Origin of the sequence: Streptomyces aculeolatus (genome assembly GCF_020400605.1) — a bacterium.
Lineage (GTDB): Bacteria > Actinomycetota > Actinomycetes > Streptomycetales > Streptomycetaceae > Streptomyces > Streptomyces aculeolatus.
Window position 1 is genome coordinate 15,326 of sequence record NZ_JAINRD010000020.1, and the last position, 19,851, is coordinate 35,176.

Genomic DNA, 19,851 nt, shown 5'->3' on the forward strand with positions numbered 1-19,851 from the left:
CGTGATGCGTGTGGTTCGCGATGCCCGAAGGTCTACCGGCGCCCCGCGCCGCCCGCAACGCCCCCCGCTCTTCCGCGGTCCCTCGTGGGAATTCACCCCTCCAGGTGACGCACCCCCTCCCGCGCCCGCCCGCGGGGCCCGTCGCGCCTGCCCGGGGCGTCGCAGCCGGTGCCGTCCTCCGCGCCCGGGCAACCCACTCGGACGGGGGACCGCCGCCGTATAGTTCGCCCATGCGCGTGTACGTCCCCCTGACCCTGCCCGGCCTGGCGCGGGCGCACGAAGCCGGTGAGCTGGGCCCGGCGCCGCTGGCGGCCTATGCCGTGACGCCGGCGCTGCGCGAGTGGTACGTCTCGGACAACCTCGAAGAGCTGGAGTACGCGGCCCTCACCCGCGCCGCCCAGGCGTCGCTGCGGCTGCTGGCGATCGCCCCCGCACCCGGTGCCCCGCCGCGCCGGGTCGTGGTCGCGGCGGAGCTGCCCGACGGCGCCGCGACCGCCGACCCCGATCGGGGGATGGACCCCGCCGCCATCGGCGAGGTGCGGGTCGCGGCGGCGGTGCCGCTGAGGCTGGCGGCGGCGGTGCACGTGGACGCGGACGACGCGGCGGCGGACGTCGCGGCGGCCGTGGCGGCGCTCGGCGCCGCGGACGCCGGGGACGACGACGCGCGGTTCACCGTCGACGGCGCGGAGGACCACGAACTGCTCTGGTACGGCGTACAGGAGATCGGGAACCTCGTCGGCTGACGAAAATCCCGGCCCGGTTGTCACACCGGCCGGTTACCTTTCTGGGGTGCGTACACACCTCGTCTGGGACTGGAACGGGACGCTCTTCCACGACATCCAGGCGGTGATCGAGGCGACCAACGCCTCCTTCACCGAGCTGGGCCTGCCGCCGATCACGCTGGAGCGCTACCGCGAGCTGTACTGCGTCCCGGTGCCGCGGTTCTACGAGCGGCTGATGGGCCGGCTGCCGACCTCCGAGGAGTGGGAGGTCATGGACGAGGCGTTCCACCGGCACTACTGGGTGCGGGCCGAGGCGGCCGCTCTGGCGGAGGGTGCGGCGGAGCTGCTGGCGCAGCGGCGGGCCGCGGGGCAGACGCAGTCGCTGTGCTCCCTCGCGCCGCACGAGCAACTGCTGCCGATGGTGCGCTCGCACGGCATCGCGGACCACTTCGTCCGGATCGACGGCCGCACGGGCCCCTCCGACGGCGGCAAGGCGACGCACATGGTGCGGCACCTCGGCGCCCTCCAGGGCATAGACCCGTCCCGTACGGTCGTCATCGGGGACGCGGTGGACGACGCCACGGCCGCGCGGCACGCGGGTGTACGGGCCGTGCTGTACACCGGTGGTTCGCACAGCCGGGCGAGCCTGGAGGCGGCGGGCGTCCCGGTGGTGGACAGCCTGGCGGAGGCGGTCGCGGCGGCGGACGAGCTGGCGGCGTAGGGGCGTGGCGGCGGGGCGAACCGGCGGCACAGTAGTGGCCGCCGGGCCCCTCCGGCACCCCCGGCCCCTACCCCCGCCGAGGTGACGTTCGCCACCTTGGGAGCACTCTCCCCAACCGGGTCATGCGGAAGGCTTTAGTCCAGGTGAAGGACGTTCCGCAGGGTGGAGAAGCTGTGCAGAACGTCAAAGAACGGGGGCTGTGTTTGTACACATTCGGCCGTGGACGCCGCCTGGCCCCAAGGGGATAGCCTGGTGGGCGTGATCAGCCCGATATCTCATTGGGGCGACGGAGGTGGGGCCCGCGGGGCCCCCACCGCGCTCGCCCCGGCGTCGGTCGGCGCCGGGGGCCCCGCCCGGGGGACGGCTGATCGGCGAAACCGGTGCCGCCGCCCGATGATGGCCGGAAGCGGACCGGTGCGCTTCCCGTTCCGGCACGATGCCGCACATGGCCCGGAGGCATCCGGGCCGCGGTGCCGTGCCCGCTCGTCAGCAAGGGCCGGGGAGGACTCCCGGCCCACAAGAACCGTCACGCAACGGCGCGCGACAGGAGCCTGAGGACCATGCAGATCAAGCTGGCTGAAGCCAAGAACGAGCTGCTCGCGCGCGCGGCGCGGGTGGACGGGACGGGTGAGGGGGGTTTGGCTCCCGACACCCTCGACGCGTACCTCCAGCGCTATTACCTGCATACCGCGCCCGAGGACCTGCTCGGCCGTGACCCGGTCGACGTCTTCGGCGCCGCGCTCTCCCACTACCGCCTGGCCCAGAACCGTCCGCAGGGCACCGCCAACGTGCGCGTGCACACGCCCACGGTCGAGGAGAACGGCTGGACGTCCAGCCACAGTGTCGTTGAGGTAGTAACTGACGATATGCCCTTTTTGGTGGATTCCGTCACTAATGAGTTGTCCCGTCAGGGACGCGGCATTCATCTGGTGATCCACCCGCAGATCGTCGTCCGCCGGGACGTCACCGGACGGCTGCTGGAGGTGCTGGACGCCGGCCGCGACCCGAACGCCTCGCCGCCGTACGCCCGCGGCCTCGAAGACCTGCCGCACGACGCCGTCATCGAGTCCTGGATCCACGTCGAGATCGACCGCGAGTCCGACCGCCAGGACCTCAAGCAGATCACCGCCGATCTGCTGCGGGTGCTGTCCGACGCGCGCGAGGCCGTCGAGGACTGGCAGAAGATGCGCGACTCCGCCCTGCGCATCGCCGACGACCTCGACGAGGAGCCGCTGCCGGACGACATGCCCACGCAGGAGGTGGAGGAGGCCCGGGAGCTGCTGCGCTGGCTCGCCGCCGACCACTTCACCTTCCTCGGGTACCGCGAGTACCGCCTGACGGTCAACAGCGACGGCGAGGAGCTGACCGCCGTCCCCGGCACCGGCCTCGGCATCCTGCGCGCCGACCCGTCGCACGCCGCGTACGGCAAGGACGACGGCAGGCCGCAGCCCGCCTCCGAGTCCTTCCACCGGCTGCCCGCCGACGTCCGCGCCAAGGCCCGCGAGCACCGCATGCTGGTGCTCACCAAGGCCAACAGCCGCGCCACCGTGCACCGCCCGGCCTACCTCGACTACGTCGGCGTCAAGAAGTTCGACCCCGAGGGCAACGTCATCGGGGAGCGGCGCTTCCTCGGCCTGTTCTCCTCCGCCGCGTACACCGAGTCCGTACGCCGCGTGCCCGTCGTCCGCCGCAAGGTCGCCGAGGTCCTCAGCCGCGCGGGCTTCACGCCCAACAGCCACGACGGCCGCGACCTGCTGCAGATCCTGGAGACCTACCCGCGCGACGAGCTGTTCCAGATCCCCGTCGCGGAGCTGCAGTCCATCGTCATCAGCGTGCTGTACCTCCAGGAGCGCCGCCGGCTGCGGCTCTTCCTCCGGCAGGAGGAGTACGGGCGCTACTATTCGGCGCTCGTCTACCTGCCGCGCGACCGCTACACCACGTCCGTGCGGCTGCGGCTCGTCGAGATCCTCAAGGAGGAGCTGGGCGGCACCGCCGTCGACTTCACCGCCTGGAACACCGAGTCGGTCCTGTCCCGGCTGCACTTCGTCGTCCGCGTCGACCCCGGCACCGGGCTGCGCGAGCTGACCGAGACCGACGTCCATCGCATCGAGAACCGCCTCGCCGACGCCTCCCGCTCCTGGAACGACGGCTTCACCGAGGCGCTCGTCGCCGAGTTCGGCGAGGAGCGCGCCGCCGAGCTGGCCCACCGATACGCCGGCGCCTTCCCCGAGGGCTACAAGGAGGACTTCCCGCCCCGCGCGGCCGTCTCGGACCTCCAGCACTTCGAGAAGCTCAGCGAGCGGAGCGGCGCCGACAAGTTCGCCCTCAGCCTGTACGAGCCGGTGGGCGCCGCGCCCAACGAGCGCCGGCTGAAGGTGTACGGGGCGGGCGCGCCGTTCTCGCTGACCCGGGTGCTGCCCGTGCTGCACAACCTCGGCGTCGAGGTCACCGAGGAGCGGCCGTACCTGCTGCGCTGCAACGGCGGCGGCACGGACTCCTGGGTCTCCGACTTCGGGCTGCAGTTCCCGCCGTCGCAGAACGGCGGCGGCCTGGAGGTCGGCGAGGACGCGCGCGAGCGCTTCCAGGAGACCTTCGCCGCGGTGTGGAACGGCGAGGCGGAGGACGACGGGCTCAACGCCCTGGTGCCCGTCGCCGGGCTGACCTGGCGGCAGGCGATGGTGCTGCGCGCGTACGCCCGCTATCTGCGCCAGGCCGGCTCGAAGTTCACCCCGGCGTACATGGAGGACACCCTCCGCACCAACGTGCACACCACCCGGCTGCTGGTCAGCCTCTTCGAGGCGCGTATGGCGCCGGAGCGGCAGCACGCCGGGCGGGAGCTGACGGACGGCATCCTGGAGGAGCTGAACGGCGCGCTGGACCAGGTGGCCTCCCTCGACGAGGACCGCATCCTGCGCTCGTTCCTCACCGCCATCCAGGCCACGCTGCGCACCAACTACTTCCAGCACGACGACGACGGCAGCTGGCACTCCTACCTGTCGCTGAAGCTCGACCCGCAGGCCATCCCCGGACTGCCCGAGCCGCGCCCGGAGTACGAGATCTGGGTGTACTCGCCGCGCGTCGAGGGCGTGCACCTGCGCTTCGGCAAGGTCGCGCGCGGCGGGCTGCGCTGGTCCGACCGGCGCGAGGACTTCCGCACGGAGATCCTGGGCCTGGTCAAGGCGCAGGAGGTGAAGAACACCGTCATCGTCCCGGCCGGCGCCAAGGGCGGCTTCGTCGGCAAGCGGCTGCCGGACCCGTCGGCGGACCGCGACGCCTGGCTGGCCGAGGGCATCGCCTGCTACAAGACGTTCATCTACGGCCTCCTCGACATCACCGACAACCTCGTCGGCGGCGAGGTCGTGCACCCCAAGAACGTCGTACGGCACGACGAGGACGACACGTACCTGGTGGTCGCCGCCGACAAGGGCACCGCGACCTTCTCCGACATCGCCAACGAGGTCGCCGTCTCGTACGACTTCTGGCTGGGCGACGCCTTCGCCTCCGGCGGCTCCGCCGGATACGACCACAAGGGCATGGGCATCACCGCCCGCGGCGCCTGGGAGTCGGTCAAGCGGCACTTCCGCGAGCTGGGCGTGGACTGCCAGACGGAGGACTTCACCGCCGTCGGCATCGGCGACATGTCGGGCGACGTCTTCGGCAACGGGATGCTGCTCAGCGAGCACACCCGGCTGATCGCCGCGTTCGACCACCGGCACATCATCGTCGACCCCGACCCGGACCCGGCCGTCTCCTACGCCGAGCGCCGCCGGCTCTTCGAGCTGCCGCGCTCCTCCTGGGAGGACTACGACACCGCCAAACTCTCCGAGGGCGGCGGGGTGTTCTCGCGCAAGGCGAAGGCGATCCCGGTGAACGCCAGGATGCGCCGGGCGCTCGGCATCGGCGACGGTGCGGCGAAGATGACGCCCGCCGAGCTGATGAAGGCGATCCTCCAGGCCCCGGTCGACCTGCTGTGGAACGGCGGCATCGGTACGTATGTGAAGGCCTCGACGGAGGCGCAGGCCGACGCCGGCGACCGGGCGAACGACGCGATCCGGGTGGACGGCGCCGACGTACGGGCGCGGGTCGTCGGCGAGGGCGGCAACCTCGGGGCGACGCAGCTCGGCCGGATCGAGTTCGCGCGCATCGGCGGCCCCGAGGCCCGGGGCGGAAAGATCAACACCGACGCGATCGACAACAGCGCGGGTGTGGACACGTCCGACCACGAAGTGAACATCAAGATCCTGCTCAACCAGGTCATCGGCGACGGCGACATGACCGTCAAGCAGCGCAACAGGCTGCTGGGCGAGATGACCGACGAGGTCGCGGCGCTGGTGCTGCGCAACAACTACGCGCAGAACACCGCCCTGGCCAACGCCGTCGCGCAGGCACCCAGCCTGCTCCAGGCCCACCACCGGTACATGCGCAAGCTGAGCAAGGAGGGCGCGCTCGACCGGGACCTGGAGTTCCTGCCCGGCGAGAAGCAGATGCGCGAGCGCCTCGCCGCGGGCCTGGGCCTGACCCAGCCCGAGCTGGCGGTGCTCCTCGGCTATACGAAGATCACCACGGCCGAGGACCTGGTCGCCACCGGGCTGCCGGACGACCCGTACCTGGAGCGGCTGCTGTTCGCGTACTTCCCGCAGCCGCTGCGCGAGCGCTTCCCCGACCAGATCCGCGCGCACGCGCTGCGCCGCGAGATCGTCACCACGGTGCTGGTCAACGACACGGTCAACACCGGCGGTACGACGTTCGTGCACCGGCTGAAGGAGGAGACCGGCGCGTCGACCGAGGAGATCGTACGGGCGCACACCGCGGCCCGCGCGATCTTCCACCTGGGCGACTTCTGGGACGAGGTCGAGACCCTCGACAACGTCATCGCGGCCGACGTCCAGACCCGCATCCGGCTGCACTCCCGCCGGCTCGTCGAGCGCGCCACCCGCTGGCTGCTCAACAACCGGCCGCAGCCGCTGCAGCTGGGCGAGACCATCGACTTCTTCAGCGAGCGCATCGGGCAGGTCTGGGCGGCGCTGCCCAAGCTGCTGCGCGGCACGGACCTGGAGTGGTACGAGCGCAACCAGAACGAGCTGACCGACAACGGCGTCCCGGCCGAGCTGGCGCAGCGGGTCGCGACGTTCTCGGCGGCGTTCCCGACGCTGGACATCGTCGCGGTCGCCGACCGGACCGGGCACGAGCCGCTGGACGTCGCGGAGGTGTACTACGACCTCGGGGACAGGCTGCACATCAGCAAGCTGATGGACCGCATCGTGGAGCTGCCGCGGGCCGACCGCTGGCAGTCCATGGCCCGCGCGGCGATCCGCGAGGACCTGTACGCGGCGCACGCGCTGCTCACCGCGGCGGTGCTGTCGGCGGAGCCGGACCAGGAGGGCGACGCGGTCACGCCGGAGCTGCGGTTCAAGACCTGGGAGGAGAAGAACGCGGCGATCCTCGGGCGGGCGCGCGCCACGCTGGAGGAGATCCAGGGCTCGGAGTCGTTCGACCTGGCGAACCTGTCGGTGGCGATGCGGACGATGCGCACCCTGCTGCGGACGAACCGCTAGGGCCTGTCGTTTGGGTCCCGCCGCGAGCCCGGCGAAGATTCAAACGACAGACCCTGGGGCCGGCGGTGGTGTCGGTGCGGCGCGGGGGCGCGTTGGCGCTTGCGTGCGCGGGCGTGCGGGCGGCTCACGGGCCGCCCGCACGCGGCATGCGGTCGGCGTGCGTCGAGATGCACTCGGCGTGCGGGCGACGTGGGTGACGCGGGGCGTTGCACGCAAGTCCGAGGCGGGCGAATGACGTAGTTTGTCCCGCATGGGGCAGACAGCCACGGACCAGCGACCGCCGCGCACCGGCCCCGGTACGGCGTCCGTCGTCGCCGCGTACCGCCGCGCGCTCCCCCGCGCCGTCCGCCGCCAGCTCGCCGCCCTGGCCGCCCCGCACCACGCCGACAGGCTCCGCGCCGCGCTCAAGGCCCGCCGCGAGCAGGCCGCCTCCGAGGCCCCCGGCCGCATCGTCGTCACCGTCGACGGCCGGCCGTACATCGCCCACCTGCAGCGCGCGCTCTCCCCGGTGCAGGCCCGCCGCGTCGCCGTGCTCGCCGTCACCCGGGCGCTGCGCACCGCCGGCGTCCCGTACTTCGCGGTGCGGGCCCGGGCATGCGGCCCCGCGGTCGTCGCCGTCCCGGCCGCCGCCCGCCACCGGGCCGGCCGGGCGCTGGCCCGGCTGTGCCGGGTGCAGCCGGCGTACGTGACGGTGGTGGCGGGCGCGGGTACTCCAGGTCGCGCGGATGCGGACGCCCGCGGGCACGCGGGTACGGGTGCGGGTACGAGGGCGGGGGCGCGCGGCGCCGGAACTCGGGCCGGGCTCGCGCAGGAGGGCGCCGCCGGTCCGTACCCCCGGCTCGTGCCCGGCTACGAGCCGGGCGTCTGGCAGCAGTTGGAGAAGGCCGACGTGCTGCGCCTCACGTGGTTCCGCACCGAGCCCGGCCGGCGCCTGGTGATCGGTGCCGACTCCGGCTGCGAGGTCGAGTTCTGGCACGCGGACCCCACCGGCGACCGGCTCCTCGCGCCGCGCCCCGGCCGCGTCACCGACAGCGTCCCGGCCGGCGCCACCACCGTGAAGATGACCGACCGCGGCTCCTGGGGCTGCGGGAGCCGGCTCACGCTGCGTACCCGCGAGGAGTTCGTGCACCCGCTGCCCGAGGACGTCACGTACGCGATCGACGCCGTCTACACCTGGACCGACCCCGAACTCCGCTACGCGCTGCGCTCCCTCGCCACCTACGCGCCCTGGATCCGCCGCATCCACCTGCTCACCGACGACGGCGCCCCGCCGTGGCTCGACACCGCGCACCCGGGGCTGTCCGTCGTCGGGCACCGCGAGGTCTTCGCCGACCCCACCGTGCTGCCGACGTCCAACCCGCGCGCCGTCGAGAGCCAGCTGCACCACATCGACGGCCTCGCCGAGCACTTCCTGTACTTCGGCGACCGCCTCTTCCTCGGCACCGAGACCGTCCCGGAGAACTTCTTCCTCGCCAACGGACTCACGCGTTTCTTCGTCTCCCCCGCGCAGGAGCCGCTGCGGCACGCCCCGCACCCCCTGCGGCGCAGCGTGCTGTGCGAGATCGAGCGCGAGTTCGGCAACCGGCACACCGCCACCGCCGCCCACAGCGTCCCCCGCCGCGACGACCTGGCGATCCCGTCGTCGCTGTACCACCACTACGCCGCCCACACCGGCCGCGCCGCCGCCGCGACGCTGCGCCACGCGGACGTCGACCTGTCCGCGGGCGGCGCGGACGCCGCGCTGCGGGGCCTGCTGGCGGCACGGGACCGGACGGTGATCCGGGTCCGGGGCGAGGGCGCGCCGGGGCTGCTGGGGGCGTTCCTGGAGGCGTACTTCCCGGTGCCGAGCGCGTACGAGCTGCCGGGGTGAGCGCGGGGTGACGGCGGTGGTCGGGTTCCTGGACGCCGAGCACCTGACGGTGCTGGACGGGCGGACGCTGAACGTGTGCGTGCGGCTGCCGGAGGGCGGGGCGCGCCGGTCCGGCGCGTGGCTGCGGGTCGGGGACCGGGCGCTGCGGCTTCAGGCGGCGGGGGAGCGGGCGTTCGGCACGTACGTGGTGGAGCCGGTGGCGGGAGGGACCGGCGGGGCACGCGGGTGGCGGGGGCGGTGGCCCGGGCCGGAGCGCCGGAAGAGCGCGGCGGCGGGGCACGGGCTCGAGGTGATCGCCGTCGGGGAGGGCGAGGTGCGGGAGTTGGGCGTGGCGGTGGCGCTGGAGGGCCGGCGGGGGCGCGAGGAGTACGGGCTGAGGGCGCCGGGCGCGGTGGCACACGGGGCGGTCGCGGAACACCGCGCCGGCGCCGCCGCGGGCGCTTCCGGCGGGCCCACCCGGCTCGATCCGCCGCACCCGGACGGCTGGCGCATCACCGTCGCGCCGCCGCGGGAGGGGGGCGTCGCGGCGCTGCGGGCGGACCGGCTGCCGCCGCACGCGGAAGTGGACAGGGTGGCGTTGGGCTGGACGGAACTGGCGATCCACGGGCGGGTCGTGGGCCCCGGGGCACCGGCGGCGCAGCGGCGGCCGGGCGACCCGCCCGCGCGCCGGCGTTCCGGCCGGGCCGCCGAGGAGGCGTCCCCCGGGTCCTCCGGACCCGCACCCGGCGGGGAGTTCGCGTGCGAGCTGGTGGGGCGCGGGGCGGCGTGTGCGCTGCGGGTGGCGGGCTGCCGGGACGGGCGGTTCGTCGCGGTGCTGGGGGGCTGGGAGTTGGCGCGGCTGGCGGAGTGGGGCGGGGAGCGGACCTGGGATCTGCGCGTACGGGCCTGGGGGTGCGCGGTGCCGGTGGGGCGGCTGCTCGGCGACGTCGTCGACCCCGGGCGCGTACACCGGTTGCCGAACCGTTTGCTCATCGCCGACTCCGGCGACGTCCTGCGGGTCGCCCCGCGCTACACCGCCGCCGGGCGGCTGGTCGTCGTCACCGAGGTCGTGGGGGAGGCGCGGTGAGGATCACGTTCCTGGGGGTTCCGGCCGCCGCGGCACAGGACGGCGCCGTACGGGGCCTCGCTTCGCGGCACGACGTGGAGTTCCTCGCCGGTCCTGACCCCGCCGCCCTGCGCACGCTCGACGCCGACGTGCTCGTCACCGCGGACCCCGGCCACGTACCCGCCGTCTGCGCCCTCGCCCCCGCCCGCACCCTCACCGTCCACCGGGCCCCCGGCCCCGGCCGCCCGCCGCCGCCCGGCGCCCCGGAGCTGGACGCGCTCGTCGTACCGGCGGAGGCCGACCGCGCGGCGTACGAGGCGGAGTTGGGCCCGGCGGCGCCGCGGATCGCGGTCGTCCCCGACGGCGCGCACGCCGCCGACCGCTGGCACGCCCTCCTGACCGAGCTGGCCGCCCTCCGCGCCGACGAACCCCGCCGCCAGCGCGACCGCGCCGACCGCGCCGCCTTCCACCGCGCCGCCCTCGCCCCCGGCCTCCCGTCCCGCACCCCGCCACCGCATCCGGTGCCCCCGGCGGCGGAGCTGCGGCGGTGGGAGGAGGCCGTACGGGCCGGGGGGAGCGGGGCCGCGCGACTCGTCCGGGCCGCGGGGCAGGTGGCCGAGGTACGCGACGACCTGCTCGCCGCCGACGCGTACGCCGCCAACCTCCGCCTCGCCGCGGACGCGCTGGAGGCAGCGGACGTGCCGTACATCCTGCTGCGCGAGGCTCCCGACGCCGACGACCTTCGCGACGGCGCTGCCGATGGCGCCCCCGCTGCGGGCACCGCCCCCCGCCACCGCCTCGCCGTCGACGCCGGCCTGCGCTCGCGCACTTGCCGCGCGCTCGCCGGCGCGTATCCCGGCCAGGCCGTCTACGTCGCGCCCCGCCACAGCGACGCCCCCGCCCTCCCCGCCGAACTGCTCACCGCCGCGGGCGAACCGCCCGCGCTGCGCGTCCACCGCCCGTACCTCACCTCCGGCCGCACCCTCCGCTACGGCCCCGAGCACGGCTGCGACATCGAGTTCTGGCACCGCCCCCACCGCGGCGGCGCGTACGCCGCCCCGTGCGCCCCCACCGCGCTCGGCGTCACCCTGCCGTCGCTGACGCCGACCGCCGTGCTCTACGTGGACGACCGCGCGTTCCCCACGCTGCGCGAGTTCGTCACCGAGCCCCGCCCGCCCGCGGAAGCCGTCTACACCAGCACCGGCCCCGCGCTGCGCTACTCGCTCCGCTCCCTGGCGATGTTCGCGCCCTGGATCGGCCACACCTACGTCGTCGCCGAGACCCCGCCGCCCTGGCTGGACACCGACCGCCCCGGCCTCACCGTCGTCGACCGGCGCCACCCCCTCGACGGCCTCTCCGCGCACGTCCTGCCCCTCGCCGACGACGTGTTCCTCGGCCGCGCGCTCCACGCCCGGCGCCGTACGGGTCCGCTGCACGTCGACTCCGCGGGCGGCCACGAGCCGCGGCGGCTCGACAGACTGTTCGCCGGCCGCGACACCGACGTCTTCTGCCTCTGCCTCGACGGCAAACTTCCGCGGGGCGTACAGGCGTTTCTGGAGGGGTACTTCCCGGTGCCGTCGCCCTACGAGCGCGCGGGGGCGCGCAGGGAGGGCGTGCGGGCGTGAGGATCGTCTTCCTGGTCACCCGCGCCGACGAGCCGGGCGGCCTCGCTCACGCCGTCCGCACCCGGGCCGGCCACCTCGCCGCCCGCCACGACGTCGAGGTCGTCAGCGTCTTCCGCACCCGAGACCGGCCCCCGCCCGGTCTCGACGACCGCGTCCGGCTGCGCCACCTCGTCGACCGCACCGGCCCCGTCCCCGTACCGCTGCGGCCGACCGCCCTCACCGACCGCGCCCGGCAGCAGCTCGCCGCCGTACCCAGCGCGCTCGTCGACCCGGACCTGGACCCGGACTTCGACGCGCTCGCCGACACCGAACTCGCCCTCGCCCTGCGCACCCTCGACGCCGACGTCCTCGTCACGGCCTCGCCCGCGCTGCCGGGTGCCGCCGCGGACCACGCCCCGGCGGAGGTGGTGCGGATCCACGAGGAGCACGGTGCGGGCGAGGGGGCGCCGCCGGCGCGGGTGGGGGAGTGCGATGCGGTGGTGGTACGGACGGAGAGCGCGCGCCGGCGGCTGGCGGCGGCGCTGGGCGCGGCGGCGCGGGACCCGGCGGCGGGCCCGGCGGCGCCGCGGCTGGCGGCGATCCCGTACCCGGCGCCGGACGGCTTCCGGCCGCGGTCGTCGCGTACGACGCGGACCGCGGTGCTGGCCGGCCCGCTGACGCGGGCGGACCAGGCGATCGCGGCGTTCGCGGCGGCCGCCCCGGACGGCTCCGGCTGGCGGCTGCGGATCTTCGGGGACGGCCCGGAGCTGCCGCGGTTGCGCCGACGGGTGGCGGAACTGGGGCTGTACGAGCGGGTGGAGCTGCTGGGCCCGAGCCCGTCGATGGCGGCGGAGTGGGCGAAGGCGGGCTTCGCGGTGCTGCCGCAGGGGAGCGCCGAGGTGCTGGAGGCGTACGCGGCGGGCGTCCCCGCGGTGGCGCACGACGTCGCCGGCGGGGCGGCGGACGTCGTACGGGACGGGGTGGACGGCCTGCTGGTGCCGCCGGACGACGTGGCGGCGCTGGCGGGCGCGATGGCCCGGCTGATGGCGCCGGACGCGGAGCTGCTGCACCGGCTGGGGGCGGGCGCCCTCGCGGGGACGGGGCGGTTCGCGGCGGACGGCGTGACGCGGCGGTGGGAGGAGCTGTGCGCGGAGCTGGCCGCGGTGCCGGTGGCGGTACGGGCCGGGCGCGCGTCGCGGCACCGCGGGGGCGGGCCGGACGGTTAGGACGCGGCCGAGCGGGCGGATCCGGGGGCCCGGGACCGTACGGCCCTCGGGCCCGGCGGGGCCGCGGGACGGCGCCTCCCGGTACGCGCCGTCCCCTGCCGCCGATCCGAGCAACAACGCCCCTGCCGCCGTGTCCGATACGTGCCGCGGTGCCGTTACGGGACCGGGGCGCCCGCCTGGCCGCGGGGTGCCGGGGTGCGGGTCGACGTCCGGGGGCGCGGGGGCGGCGCCGGGGTCGCGTGGTGGCCGGACAGCGCCGCGGAGAGCGGCAACTGCCGGTGCAGCGCCGCGCACAGCAGCGCGACGGGCGCGAGCGCCAGCAGACCGTAGAGCAGCGCGGGACCCGGCTCCGCCGCCGTGGATCCGGCCAGCGCCGCCAGGGCCCCGGCCGCCGCCCCGATGCCGGCGTGCACCGCGTGCGCCCGCAGCACCTCCCGTACCCGCACCAGCCCGCACCGCCCCCACCGCGCCAGTTGCAGCGCGTGCCCCGCGGCGGGCCCGGCGGCAGCGGCGCAGGCCAGCAGCGGCAGGGCGGGGCCCGAGCCGCGCCACGGGAGGACGGCGGCGAGGGCGGCGGCGGTGGTGAGGAGCACGACCAGGTGCGTACCGAGGAGTTCGCGGCGCCGGCCGCGGGCGAGGTCGAGGGAGCAGCCGGCGGCGTAGACGAGTTGCAGCGCCGCGGCGGCGCAGAGCCACGGCACGAGCGCCGCGGCGGACTCCCAGCCCGGGCCGAGGAGCAGGGCGAGCGCGGCGGGCCCGGCACCGGCGGCGGCGCCGAACACGGCGAAGGCGGCGGCGGAGGCGGCGGTGACGGCGAGGCGGGCGGTGGGCGCGCCGACGCGGTGAGGGCGCCCCGGCCGGCGTCCGGTGCCTGCGCGCGTCCCAGCGCCTGCGCCGGGGCCGGTGACGTCGCCCTGCCCCGTGTCCAGGCGCAGGTCCCGGCCGAGCCCTCCGTGCGCGCCCCCGCCCCAGCCCGTCGCCCGGCTCAGCACCCTGCCGTACACCGCCACCGGTACCTCGCACAGCACCGCGGCCCGCGAGAACACCGCCGCCGCGCCGGGACCGAGCAGCCCGCAGACCGCCCACAGCGGGGCGCCAGCGACGACCAGCCGCAGCAGCCCGAACCAGGTCGTGAACCGCGGGGCGCGGATCAGCGCCGCGGCCTGCACCGCGGGGCCGTCCGGCAGCGGCGTACGGGACAGGAGCAGCGCCGCGGCGCCGAGTGTCACGGCGGCGGCGACCGGCAGCATGGCGGCCAGGCCGAGGGGGTCGGCGTCCGCGGTGAGCAGCAGGATGCCGGTCGCGGCGCCGGCCGCCTGCCCGCCGGTGTCCGCCAGTACGGCGGCGCGGGCGCGGCCGGCGCGGCGGAGCGCGATGACCGCGGCCTCGGCGGCGGGGTGGCAGAGGAAGGCGCAGGCGAGGAGGCGGAGGAGGGGTGTGGTGTCGGGGGTGTGCAGGAGCAGGGCGGGCAGCGGCGCGGCGAGTTGCGCGACGGCGAAGCCGGTGAACCCGGTGATCCCGGCGAGCCGGAGCGCGGCGTGCGCGGTGGGCCGCGTCGGCGTCCCGGGGCGGTGCAGACAGGCGGCGGCGCCGGTGGCGGCGAGGTGGGCGAGGAGGTGGACGGCGGTCAGCGCCACCGCGTACGCGCCGAGGGCCGCGGGGGAGACGTGGCGGGCGGCGTAGGCGAGGCAGCAGAGCTGGAGCAGCAGCCCGAACGCGGCGCCCGCGAACTGCCAGCCGCCGGACGTGGACCCGGCCGCCCGCCCCGTCCGGCCCGCTCCGCCGGCGGCGGCCCCGGTCACCGTCCCACCGCCTGGCGCCACATCCGCGGCAGCCGCCCCACCGGCACCCGGCGCGGCCGCGGCGGTGCCCCGGCCGCCTCGTGCGGTGCGTTCCACCCGCGGGGGAACGGCTCGCCCGGCGGCACCAGGACGTTCTCCTCCTTGCCGCACGCCAGCACCGCCCGGAGCCACTGCCGCTGCGCGGCGTAGAAGTCGTCCGTCAGCGGCTGCGGTGCGAACAGCCAGTCGCGGCACTGCCCCTGGACGTGCGGCCCGTAGCTCTTCGCGTCGTGCGTATGCCACGGCGTCTCCGGGTGGATGAGGTGCAGCCCGTACCCCAGTGCCGTCAGCTCCGCGAGCACCGCCGCCATCGCGGCCGCGTCCGTGCCGGGCAGCACCTCGCAGACGATCCACGGGCGGTGCTCGCGCAGCACCCGGCGCGCGCCCGCGAGGACTTCGGGCTCGTGCGTCTCGACGTCGATCTTGATCAGGTACGGCGCGTGCCCGTGCCGCTCCGCGAACTCGTCGACCGTGCCGACAGGTACCCGCACCGACTCGGTGTGCGCGCGGTGCGCGGCGTTGAGGGAGTTGGAGCTCTCCGCCTTCAGCGACAGGTACAGCTCCGCCGTGCGGCTGCGGTCCGAGAGCGCCAGCTGCCGTACGTCGAAGCGCAGTCCGTTGCCGTCGCGCAGGCCGCGGCACAGCTCCGCGGTGCGCGGGGTCGGCTCGAAGGCGACGGTCTGGAGCCGTTTGGCGCCGTGGACGAGGTCGACGAGGGCCGCGTACAGCCCGATGTGGGCGCCGATGTCGTAGACCGCCGCGTGCGGCGGAGCCTGCTGGGCGAGCGCCAGCAGCGCCGCCTGCGTCAGCGGCTCGTAGCCGGCGAGGCCCGCGCGGCGCAGCTGGCGCTGGACCGCGGTCTCCTTGCGGCTGAGCACGTTGAGCGCGCGGGGGTACGCGCCGGTGCCGGGCGGCGCTGCCGGGTTCACCGGCGTGCGGACGGCCAGGGGCATGGCCTGCTCACCTCTCGAACGGGCTGGGATGGGGGAAGTACGCCTCCAGGAACGGCCGTACGAGCGCCACCTGCCCGGCCAGGTCGCCCGCGCCGGAGAGCGTGTCGTTGAGGCAGAAGACGTTCCGGTCGCGGCGGCGCAGCAGCCGCGCCAGGCGGGCGGCGAGGTCCGGGTGGGCGAGGTCGAAGTAGTCGTACGGGATCTGCCCGGGGACCGCGCGGCCGGTGAAGGCGGCGTAGTAGTGGTGGAACGCGGACGGGATGCTCAGGTCCGTGGCGCTGCGGAAGCGGCTCGCCGCGGTCTGCCGGTGCCGGTCGGGGAAGCGCTCCTCGATCTCGGCCAGGGTGCTGCGGCGCAGGGCGTGCGGCGTGTGCTTCATCTTCTGTGTGACGTACGTGCCGAACCTCTGCTGGAGCAGCGCTCTGTTGTTCTTTCCCGCGATCGACACCGGTACGTCGCCGGGGGCCGGCGGCCCGGAGGGCAGCAGCGCGCGGGACGGGAAGTAGCGGGTGATGCCGCTGGGCAGGAAGAAGCGGTCGGGCAGCAGCGGGGCGCCGAGGAAGACGTCGTCGTTGAAGTAGAGGAAGTGCTCGGCGAGGCCGTCGATGTGGTGCAGTTGGCTCTCGATGGCGTGGGAGTTGAACGTGGGCAGGACGCCCGGGTCGGCGAAGACGTCGCGGTGGTCGATGACCGTGAGGCGGGGGTGGGCGGTGTCGAGCCAGTCGGGGGCCTGGTCGTCGGTGACGAGGTGGACGTGCCGGATCCAGGGGGCGTACAGGTGCAGTGAACGGAGCGAGTAGCGAAGCTCGTCGCGGTTGAGGTAGCGGGCGTCGTTCGCGGCCTCGGCGTGGTACGGGACACCGCCCGCGGCGGCGCGGCGGCGGCGCCACGCGGGGTCGTCCCCGTCGACCCACGTGTAGACGGCGTCGACGGGGAAGGGCAGGTCGTCGGGGAGCGGGACGGTCATCTCGGGGCGGGTGCGGACCTCGGGGGCGCGGCCGAGGGAGTCGGCGAGGACGAAGCGGGTGAAGAGGTGCCCGGGCGCGGTGACATGCGCGCCGTCGCGCGGCACGGACTCGACGGCGCGGTTGAACCGGGGCGCCACCAGCCGGCCGCGGCCCTCTTCCGCGTCGTCCGGGCCGCTCTCCTCGTCCGGTTCCTCCGCCCAGAACTCCACGTCGCAGCCGTAGCCCGGGCCCAGCAGCGTGTGCCCGCCGCGGTCGGCGTAGTAGCAGGCGAACCGGACGACGGCCGCCCCGGCGAGCGCCTCCCACGCGGCGGGCTCGGCCGCGGAACGCACCCGGCGCTCGGGGCGCCTGCGGCGGTCGGGGAGGCAGACGTAGCCGGGGTGCTCCGCGCACAGGGCGGTGAGCGCGGCGACGGCGCGGGCGCGGAGGGAGGCGGGGACGGCGACGGCGGTGGAGACGTTGCCGTAGCCGCGGACGGCGAAGTGCTCGACGCCCGCCGCGTCGAGGGCGCCGGTGACCAGGCGCAGGTTCTCGTTGCGGGCGTGCAGCGGCGTGGGGGCGTCGAGCACGGCGGCCAGCCGGGTCTGGCCGCGGTGGTGGACGACCCGGCGGTCTGGTCTGTCGAGTTGGCCGGTGGCGCGCAGCTCGCGCAGCACCGAGCGCTGCCCCGGCTCTGGCACCCGCCGGGAGACGGCGCCGAGCGCGCGCTGCACCCGGTGGCGGGCGGCGGGGGTGGCGACGGCGACGACGAGCCGGCGCACGCGCCGCGGCACCGCGCGCCGGTAGCGGCGCACGAGCCACGGCTGCCCGGGCTGCGCCCCGTTGGCCTCCGCGGCGTACGGGGGGTGCGGGGGGTGCGCCGGGTACGGGCCGGGCTGCGCCGGTCCGGGGCGGGGGCGGCCGGCTCCTGCGGCGGGGGGTGCCGGGGGCGCGGCGGCGGGTCGCGTGCCGCGGGTCTGTGTCATCCGTACCTCCGTCATTCGCTGTGCGCCACCGCGCTTCCCGTCGGCCGCGGCAGCACCCCGGGGACACCCCGCGCCACCTCCCCGGGCCCCGGCACCGGCGGCCGGCCGGCCTCGCCCAGGAACACGTGGCGGACGACGCGCTCCGCGGCGTGCCCGTCGTCGTACGGGCAGAAGCGCTGCCGGAACCGCGCGAGCAGCGCCGCGGCGGCGGGGGCGGCGTGGGCGCCCGCCGCCAGCGCGCCGGCGATCTCGTCCGCGCTGCGGCAGACGAGGCCGGGCGGCTCCGCGGTGATGTCGAAGTACGTGCCGCGCGCGAGCCGGTACGCCTCCCAGTCGGCGGCGTGGACCACGATCGGGCGGCCGAGCAGGGCGTAGTCGAACATCACCGACGAGTAGTCCGTGAGCAGCGCGTCGGAGGCGAGGCACAACTCGTCGAGCGACGGGTGCGCGGTGACGTCGAGCACGCCGGCGGGCGGGGCGCCGGCGGGCGCCGCGTCGTGGAAGTAGTGCGCGCGGGCGAGCAGCACGACGTGCGCGCCGTGTGCGCGCAGCGCATGGGCGAGGGCGCCGAGGTCGAGCGGGGGGACGTGGCCGGGCAGGTAGTCGCGGTGGGTGGGCGCGTACAGGACGGCGGTGGCGCCCTCGGGGATGCCGAGCCGGGCGCGCAGTTCGGCGCGCGCGGAGCGCGCGAGGGGCGCGCCGGCGAGGACGTCGTTGCGCGGGTAGCCGTACTCCAGGGTGGTGTGGTCGGCCGGGTAGGCGCGGCTCCAGGCCAGGGTGGAGTGGCGGTTGGCGGAGAGGCTGTAGTCCCAGCGGTCGACGCGGGCCATGAGCGCCGCGAAGTCCATGCCCGCCGCGCCCGCCGGGTGGTCGGCGAGGTCCAGGCCCATCTTCTTCAGCGGCGTGCCGTGGTGGGTCTGCACGTGGACCTGGCCGCGGCGCTTGACCACGTACTGCGGGAAGTTGACGTTGTTGACGAGGTACGTGGCGCGCGCCAGGGCGCGGTGGCAGGCGCGCGAGCCGGGGTGCAGCACCCGTACGCCCGGCGGCACGGTGTGCGCGTGGCCGGGGTGGGCGATCCACGCGGTTGCCAGGCCGGGCACCAGCTCCCTGGCCTTGGCTTCGAGGGCCGCGGGGTTGCAGGAGTAGCCGCGGTACCAGTACGCGGCGAAGACCGCCAGGTGCGGGTCGAGCGGCAGGCGCAGTTGGATGCGGTAGTAGAGCCGGCCGCAGCCGGCGCGGGCGCGGCGTGCGGCGCGGCCGGCGAGGTCGCGGGTGCGGGAGAGGAGGCGGCCGGTGGCGCCGAGCAGGTGGAACGCCCGCCGGGAGCCGAACCGTACGAGCAGGTGCCGCGTCCGGGCCCGCAGCCCGGGCCCGGCCCGTACGGCCCGTACACCGCCCCCGTACCGCGCGTACTGCGCCCGCGCCCGCCGGAAGAACTCCGCCCGCTTGTGCCGCGGCACCCGCCCGCTCTTGTTGAAGATCGTGGTCAGGTGGTCCACCATCCGCACGAACAGCACCGGCCGCCACCCGTCCAGCCGCCGCGCGGCGAGGAACGCGAACACCCGGTCGTACTGCTCGAAGACGTCGAGGTGCTGCTCGCCCGGCGTGCCGAGGATGTTGCCGGACCGCCGCTGCCGGTAGTGCACGCACACCCGGTCCAGCACCGCGACCCGCTCCGCGGACAGCAGCGCGGGGTACGTCCACGGGGTGTCCTCGTAGTACCCCGGCGGGAAGCTGAGGCCCTGGGCGGCGACGAAGTCCCGCCGGTACGCCTTGTTCCACACCACCATCAGCAGCCGCAGCAGCTCCGGCCGCTCCGCCAGCCGGAAGACCCGCGGCTCGCGCTCGGCGAGCAGGTCGGCCCGTACGTTGCGGGCGTGCCGGCCGTCCCAGTAGGTGCGGGCGTAGTCGTAGACCAGGACGTCCGGGTCCGCGGTGGCCGCGAGCCGGTCGGCGATCGCCTGGAGCGCGCCGGGGACGAGGGTGTCGTCGCCGTCGAGGAAGAGGACGTAGTCGCCGGTGGCGCGCTCCAGGCCGGCGTTGCGGGCGCGGCCGAGGCCGACGTTGGCGGTCAGGTGGACGGCGGTCAGCCGCGGGTCGCGGGCGGCGGCGCCGTCGATGATCTCGCCGCAGAAATCGGGGGAGCAGTCGTCGACCGCGATGACCTCCACGTCCGTGAAGGACTGCGCGAGCACGGACTCCAGGCACTCGTCGAGATACGCCTGGACCCTGTACGCGGGGACGATGACGCTGAACCGGGGCACGGACACATCCGAGGGGCGGGCGGCGGCGGAAGGACAGTCCGCTGGTCGGAATGTCCTTATTTCTGGTATCCGCCACCGTAACGGCGGCGCCGCGCACCCGGCCGTACGACAGTA

At 75.7% G+C, this 19,851-nt stretch carries 11 protein-coding genes; 7 read left to right on the plus strand and 4 right to left on the minus strand.

Going from position 1 to position 19,851, the window contains the following annotated elements; translation table 11 throughout:
• The first annotated feature begins 230 nt into the window (after positions 1-230).
• The 7 genes from LG396_RS27720 to LG396_RS39430 all read left to right on the plus strand — a co-directional run bounded on the left by LG396_RS27720 (position 231) and on the right by LG396_RS39430 (position 12,743).
• A complete protein-coding gene (locus LG396_RS27720; protein ID WP_037752132.1) occupies positions 231-743 on the plus strand; it encodes a DUF6912 family protein in 513 nt (170 codons plus the stop codon).
• A gap of 46 nt (positions 744-789) precedes the next feature.
• Positions 790-1,443 carry an HAD family hydrolase gene (locus LG396_RS27725; protein WP_018840466.1) on the plus strand — a complete coding sequence of 218 codons (654 nt, stop codon included), beginning with the start codon at positions 790-792 and terminating at the stop codon, positions 1,441-1,443.
• Between the two features lie 560 nt (positions 1,444-2,003).
• Entirely contained in the window at positions 2,004-6,998 is a 4,995-nt protein-coding gene (locus LG396_RS27730) for an NAD-glutamate dehydrogenase (protein WP_225796856.1), read from the plus strand.
• 250 nt (positions 6,999-7,248) lie between these two features.
• A complete protein-coding gene (locus LG396_RS27735) occupies positions 7,249-8,868 on the plus strand; it encodes a stealth family protein (RefSeq protein WP_225796857.1) in 1,620 nt (539 codons plus the stop codon).
• Positions 8,869-8,875: 7 nt separating this feature from the next.
• Complete coding sequence (locus tag LG396_RS27740; protein WP_225796945.1) at positions 8,876-9,934, plus strand: hypothetical protein; 1,059 nt, start codon at positions 8,876-8,878, stop codon at positions 9,932-9,934.
• On the plus strand, positions 9,931-11,538 hold the full coding sequence (locus LG396_RS27745; protein ID WP_225796858.1) for a hypothetical protein: 1,608 nt from the start codon (positions 9,931-9,933) through the stop codon (positions 11,536-11,538). The genes LG396_RS27740 and LG396_RS27745 overlap by 4 nt, the downstream gene beginning before the upstream one ends.
• Complete coding sequence (locus LG396_RS39430) at positions 11,535-12,743, plus strand: glycosyltransferase (RefSeq protein ID WP_308190135.1); 1,209 nt, start codon at positions 11,535-11,537, stop codon at positions 12,741-12,743. The genes LG396_RS27745 and LG396_RS39430 overlap by 4 nt, the downstream gene beginning before the upstream one ends.
• A 155-nt stretch (positions 12,744-12,898) precedes the next feature.
• On the opposite strand, the gene LG396_RS27755 is transcribed toward LG396_RS39430, so the two are convergent.
• The 4 genes from LG396_RS27755 to LG396_RS27770 are packed head-to-tail and all read right to left on the minus strand — an operon-like array spanning position 12,899 to position 19,743.
• Positions 12,899-14,545 carry an oligosaccharide flippase family protein gene (locus LG396_RS27755; RefSeq protein ID WP_225796859.1) on the minus strand — a complete coding sequence of 549 codons (1,647 nt, stop codon included), beginning with the start codon at positions 14,543-14,545 and terminating at the stop codon, positions 12,899-12,901.
• Positions 14,542-15,537 (minus strand): FkbM family methyltransferase, encoded by a 996-nt coding sequence (locus LG396_RS27760; protein ID WP_225796860.1) that lies wholly within the window; start codon positions 15,535-15,537, stop codon positions 14,542-14,544. Before LG396_RS27760 ends, LG396_RS27755 begins: the two co-directional genes overlap by 4 nt.
• A 7-nt stretch (positions 15,538-15,544) precedes the next feature.
• The gene (locus tag LG396_RS27765) at positions 15,545-17,470 is read right to left on the minus strand and encodes a stealth family protein (protein ID WP_225796861.1); all 1,926 of its coding nucleotides are present in this window, start codon (positions 17,468-17,470) and stop codon (positions 15,545-15,547) included.
• An 11-nt stretch (positions 17,471-17,481) separates the two neighbouring features.
• Positions 17,482-19,743, minus strand: coding sequence for a bifunctional glycosyltransferase/CDP-glycerol:glycerophosphate glycerophosphotransferase (locus LG396_RS27770; protein ID WP_225796862.1), 2,262 nt, complete (start codon positions 19,741-19,743; stop codon positions 17,482-17,484).
• Between the last annotated feature and the right edge of the window lie 108 nt (positions 19,744-19,851).